A 3,522-nucleotide genomic window follows, 5' to 3' on the forward strand; every position below is an offset into this window, starting at 1 on the left:
CGGCGTCGCCCTCGTCTTCCTCGGTGCCCTGTTCGCCCTCGGCCGCGCGCCGACGCTCCACCTGCAGTTACCACAGCGACGGGCGTCGGTCGGCGGATTCGCCGTCTTCGGCGGCGTCTACGCCCTCGCGGCCGCGGGCTGCGTCGTCCCCGTCTTCGTCGGCGTCGTCACCCAGTCGCTGACGCTCTCGGCGGGGCGGGCCGGCCGTCGCCCTCCTCGCGTACGCCCTCGCGGCCGCCGTCCCCCTCGCGGCGGTGACGGTGCTGGGCGCTCTCGGGAGCGACGCGTTCCGCGACCTGTCGAGGCACGTCGGGTCGGTGCAACGCGTGGCGGGCGTCGTGATGGTGCTGGCCGGCCTGTGGCAGGTGGTCATCTCGGTGCAGTTCCTCGGCTGGGTCTGACCGGTCCGCCGCCGCGCCGCCTCAGTTCGACCAGTCGCCCCGGTGGGAGACGCGGCCCCGCACCTCGTTGACGGCGTCCGGTTGGTGCTGGGCGATGTCCGTCATCGTGACGATGCCGACGAGTTCGATGCCGTCCCGGACGGGGAGCTTCTTCACCTTTCGCCGCTCCATCGTGTCGAGCGCCGTCGTGACGCTCGTCTTCTTCGTCGCCGTCGCCAGCTCCCGACTCATCACCCTCGTCACCGCGACGTCCGCCAGTGCCCCACCGCCGCGGTACATCGCGCGGAGGACGTCGGTGCTGGTGACGATACCGACCGGCCCGGAGTCGACGACGACGACGCTCCCGACGCCGCGGTCCAGCATCTCGCCGACCGCCTCGCGCAACGTCGCGTCCGAGCGGACGGTCACGACGGGCGAACTCATGATCTCGCGAACTTGCATACGGAACCGCCCGAGTAGAGGAAAAGCACCCTCTTAGGTGATTCGCCGGGCGGCGGCGTCGACGCGCCGGGCGTCTCGCCCGTTCGAGTGCGCCGACTGCGCCGTCCAGTTCCGCCGACTGCGCCGTCAGTCCAGTCCCGGCACCGCGCCCGTCGGCGTCGGTAGCGACCGCAGCGACCGGGGCGGGACGAGGAAGTTGCCGCGTCGCTGGACGAAGATGTACTCGAGGATGCCGTTGTTCACCCGCTGGCGGATGGTCGGCACGTCGGTCAGGTCCGACCCGTTCATCGCCGCGCGAACCTCCTCGAAGTCGGTGATTCGCCGCTGGAGGCTGGGGAAGTGGAGGCTCGCCTCGCCGTCGTCGGTGGACTCGAAGTGCCGGCGGAGCAGGCGGACGTTGCCGTCGGCGTCGCGGTTGGCCCGCGCGGCCTTCTGGGCGTGGCCGACGCGCCCGAACTCCGCGGCCTGTTCGCGAATCGTGTCGAGCATCTCCTGCGTGAGGCCGCTGTCGTCGCCGAGGTTCTCGCCGACGCCCTCCACGAGTCCGCGTTCGGCGTGCAGCGGTGAGAACATCTCCATCACGCGCTCCTCGAAGTCCTGTTCGCCGTACCAGTCGTCGAGGCGTTGCCGGATGGTGGCGAGGTGTTTGGTCGTCCCGCCGGCGAACGGTCCCTCGGCGATGGTCACGTAGTCCTCCGTCGCCTGCGTCTTCGCGAACCCCGCTTTGAACCCCATGAACAGCGGCGACTCCTCGGGGACGGGCCCCGACGCCGGGATGCCGTTCAGTTCGTCCTGCCGTTCGGCGGGCATCCCCGGCCCGACGAACCCCGTCCGCCGGTCGGCGACGGTGAACGCATCGGTCAGCGGTGCCGCCACGTCCGTGCCGTTCAGCGTGTCCTGGTTGCCCCGGAGGGCCTCCTCGGCGGCGAGCACCGCGTCCGCCCGGTCGGAGGCGAGGTGGAGGAGGGCGTCCTGCCGGTCGAACTCGGGCGTCTCGAACGACGACAGCGCCCGCGGTTCGGGCAGGTCCACGCTCTCGGGGAGCGACTCGTCGAACCGAGAGAAGTACCGCGGCGAGTAGCCGATGGAGTGAATCAGCCCCTCGTTGCTCCGCTCGTACGCCCCGTCGAGCGTCGTCAGCGCGGCTTCGACCGTCTCGCGGGCGGCGGCGTCGGGGACGCCGTCGTGGTCCAGGTAGAGGAGGACCTGATGGCGCGGCAGGACGACGTTGCCGGCGTCGTCACGGGGGAGGGCGTCGTCCCAGGCGTGCTGGCGCGCCGGGAGCGACGAGGGGTCGGTCGTCCCGGTCGGAATCGGTTCCTCGGCGCGGGAGAGGCAGGCGGAGAGGGCCGTCGCGCCGCCGAGCGCGACGGCGGACTTCAGAAACGCCCGACGGGACGCACCACGCTCGAACATGGCCGTCCTAGGGCGCTCGCGGTCAAGTGGGTTCTGGTGCGCGCCTCGTCGCGAGTGGTACGGCGCTCGGGTTCGACGCCGGAACCACGCCGTTCATCTACGCCGAGACGTAACTCAGGACGATGAAGCGACGCTCCTACCTCCGGGCGGCGGGACTCGTCGGCGCGACCGGTCTCGCGGGCTGTGTCGGCGGGTCACCACTCGGCCTCGGCGACGCGAACCCGAACGTCGCCCTCGGGAAACCGGACCGCGACGCGGACGTGTCGAGCGAGGACCTGCCGTACCCCGCGTGGGGCCAGCAAGTCCCCGACGTGACGATACCGGCTCCGCTCTCCGGCGAAACCGTCGCCGTCCGCGACATCGAGGGCCCGCACTTCCACACGTTCTTCTTCACCAACTGCATGACCGTCTGTCCGGTCCTCATCAGCGCCCTCCGCGAGGTGCAGATTCACTCGATAGAGGAGGGTTACGCCGACGCCGTGTCGTTCTACCCCGTCACGTTCGACCCGGCGCGGGACGACGCCGAGGCGTTCCGCGAGGAGGCCGAACAGATGAACGTGGACATGGACGCCGGCAACTGGCAGTTCCTCCGACCGGACGGGAAGGAAGCGGCCCGACGCGTCGTCGACGAGGAGTTCGGCGTCTTCTTCCAGAAACAGGAGAACGGCGACGGTCCGTACATGTTCGCGCATCTGGGCCTCATCCTCCTCGTCAACGGCGACGGCTACGTCGAACGCGCCTACCGCGGCTCCGAACCCGACGAGCAGACGCTCATCGAGGACCTGCGCCGGGTCCGAAACGCGTCGAACTGAGGCGCCCGGACGGCGGGCCGTCAGACCGTCGACCGGAGCGACACCGGCGGACGGCCGGCGGCCGACGGCCGACGCCCCGCGAGCGACGCGATTTTCTATCGTCGTCACGGACGGACGGGTATGGACAGACGGACGGAGCGACGCCGACTCGCACTGGCCATGTGGGCCGTGCTGGTGTCGCAGGTGTTGCTCTACCCCGGCGTCTCCGACCTCGTTCGAGCGCTGGGCGGCGCGGGCGACGTGCGGGCCGGGATGTGGTTCCTCGTCGCCGAGTTCGCCGCGTTCGTCGCCTTCGCGGGCGTCTGGGGCGCGGCCAGCGACGCGGTCGGACGACGCCGACCGCTCGTCGTCGCCGGCGCACTCGGCGGCGCCTGCGGCTACCTCGTCCTCGCCGCCGCGCCGACGCTCGGACTCCCCTTCGCCGCCGTCCTCGTCGTCCGCGTCCTCGGCGG

Annotated in this window: 3 protein-coding genes and 2 pseudogenes; 3 read left to right on the forward strand and 2 right to left on the reverse strand. The window is 71.2% G+C overall.

What is annotated here, in order from left to right:
• A pseudogene (locus tag GJ632_RS25635) lies at positions 1-401 on the forward strand (cytochrome c biogenesis protein CcdA); the annotation flags it as partial.
• A 21-nt stretch (positions 402-422) separates the two neighbouring features.
• Here GJ632_RS25635 and GJ632_RS20345 read toward each other — a convergent pair.
• Together GJ632_RS20345 and GJ632_RS20350 are read right to left on the reverse strand one after the other, a co-directional pair.
• Complete coding sequence (locus GJ632_RS20345; RefSeq protein WP_191453874.1) at positions 423-824, reverse strand: cyclic nucleotide-binding/CBS domain-containing protein; 402 nt, start codon at positions 822-824, stop codon at positions 423-425.
• Between the two features lie 144 nt (positions 825-968).
• The gene (locus GJ632_RS20350) at positions 969-2,258 is read right to left on the reverse strand and encodes a Tat pathway signal protein (protein WP_191453875.1); all 1,290 of its coding nucleotides are present in this window, start codon (positions 2,256-2,258) and stop codon (positions 969-971) included.
• Positions 2,259-2,380: 122 nt separating this feature from the next.
• Here GJ632_RS20350 and GJ632_RS20355 point away from each other — a divergent pair, with 122 nt between their 5' ends.
• Together GJ632_RS20355 and GJ632_RS20360 are read left to right on the forward strand one after the other, a co-directional pair.
• The gene (locus tag GJ632_RS20355; RefSeq protein WP_089806248.1) at positions 2,381-3,070 is read left to right on the forward strand and encodes an SCO family protein; all 690 of its coding nucleotides are present in this window, start codon (positions 2,381-2,383) and stop codon (positions 3,068-3,070) included.
• 120 nt (positions 3,071-3,190) lie between these two features.
• Positions 3,191-3,522: pseudogene (locus GJ632_RS20360) on the forward strand (MFS transporter); the annotation flags it as partial.

The sequence above is a fragment of the Halogeometricum sp. CBA1124 genome, assembly GCF_009741955.1.
GTDB classification, from domain to species: domain Archaea; phylum Halobacteriota; class Halobacteria; order Halobacteriales; family Haloferacaceae; genus Halogeometricum; species Halogeometricum rufum.